Origin of the sequence: Ochrobactrum teleogrylli (assembly GCF_006376685.1) — a bacterium.
Lineage (GTDB): Bacteria > Pseudomonadota > Alphaproteobacteria > Rhizobiales > Rhizobiaceae > Brucella > Brucella teleogrylli.
Genome location: NZ_VEWL01000036.1, coordinates 1 through 1,658 on the forward strand (window position 1 = coordinate 1; position 1,658 = coordinate 1,658).

The window sequence follows — 1,658 nt, forward strand, 5'->3', positions numbered from 1 at the left end:
CGTATTGCCTCATCAGAGAATGCTCCCGAACGGATAGCACATTGCCTCACCAGAATGCTCCCTATCCTCCGGTGAACTCTGGTAGCTGTTCAGCTTCGCCAGGTTCGATTCCGAAGATCATTCTATGCGCGCGATCGCGGCGCCAGCCTTTCACCCGTCGTTGCACCGTACGGATTAGTGCATCAGGATATTCACCTGGATGAATGGTTTGAAGCCGCTCCAGTAGCTCCCGACCGGTTCTCCATGGCTCAGCTTCAAACCAACTGTAAAGATCATTCGTGACGTTAACCAGCGGGTCAGGCCGCCGTCGCTCTCGTTTTAGTTTTGGCTTCGCTTTCGCTGTCGGACGAACTTCGCCCTCCGTCCACGCGATACGCAGGCTCCGCAAAAAGCTCTCGATATCGGGAGCCTCAGTTGAGGGTGTTCCCTGGTGCGCGATGTCGGCAAGCCGCTGTTGTCCTGCACGAATGTCGCGGAGGAGCTTTACAGGATCGAGTTGTTTACTCATGTGCAACAAGCGGTCGCGTACCTCCACCGCCGTCCTTGCATCCGACAAAAGCCGTTGATGTGGCGTCGCGGGAGAAGAGTAGAGCTTCTTGACCATCGCACCATCTCGCTGCTTTCCCAGCAATTTAAACGATGGTTGAAAGAAGTTCACGAACAAGCGTACCGAACGATAAAGTTCCGCGAGCGTCGCCGCAGCTTCGACACCCTCATACCGATGATAGCCAACAATACGGCGGACGACCGATCCGTTTTTCTGCTCTACATAAGCCTGATCATTTTTACGATATGGTCGACAGCGAGTGAATTCGATATCTGAATCAATGCAATAATCCCTGATCGTCTCGTTGATGAATACGCTATCGTTATCTGTATCAAAGCCAAGCAGCGGGAACGGCATTACGCGGCGAAGCTCGGTCAAAACTTCCGTCAAGAGCTTCTGTTCGCGAACAAGCAGAGGCGCGCATTCGGTCCAACCGGTCGCAATATCGGTAAGGACAAGAGTTTGAATAAAGCTGCCGCGTGCGTTGGGACCGGAGTGCGACACCAGATCGGCCTCGATGAAGCCAGGTGCGGGATCACCCCAGTCGGAGAACTTTCGAATTGGGACACTCCGCTTCAATGCCGATGAAGCAACGGAACGTCGACGTCGACGGCCGCCCGCTGTTTCGCGCACGCTTTTCAATGTACGATCGATGGTAGCCGCACTCATCTGTAGCAAAAGTGTGCGGACCTGATCGTCTAACTTCAAATGGCCATGCTGTTCCATCGATGAGATCAAAATTGGCAGCAAGGGCTTCAATCGCTTGCCACAGATCCGGTCGGAGGCTTCCCATGCTACGATCAAAGCCTGCCGGGTCGCCTCGTCATAAATCTGCGCTCGCCTTCGCGACTGCGACTGCTTGTCGGTCCCACGCAGCAGCCGCATCGCATGTTTGCGATGCATTCCACTTATCGAAACAAACTGGTCGAGGATCTGCGATTTTTCCTCCCGCTTTCCAGCCGCATAGCGCTTTGCCAGAGCAGCAATCAATTCATTTTTCGTCGTCACGCTGATCAACCTCATCTGATTTGCTCCGCACCCACAAATGCCGGGAGCAAATCAGATGAGGCAACAGCCAACAATCAGGGAGCATTTCTCGTGAGGCAATGCG

1 protein-coding gene is annotated in these 1,658 nt (G+C 53.9%); it reads right to left on the bottom strand.

The features are described 5' to 3' along the window. Positions 1–61 precede the first annotated feature (61 nt). Entirely contained in the window at positions 62–1,570 is a 1,509-nt protein-coding gene (locus tag FIC94_RS22280) for a DDE-type integrase/transposase/recombinase (protein ID WP_140026465.1), read from the bottom strand. Positions 1,571–1,658: the final 88 nt, after the last annotated feature.

Excerpts from the sequence above, each read along its gene's own strand:
- FIC94_RS22280 (WP_140026465.1), bottom strand. The coding sequence starts at position 1,570 with ATGAGGTTGATCAGCGTGACGACGAAAAATGAATTGATTGCTGCTCTG.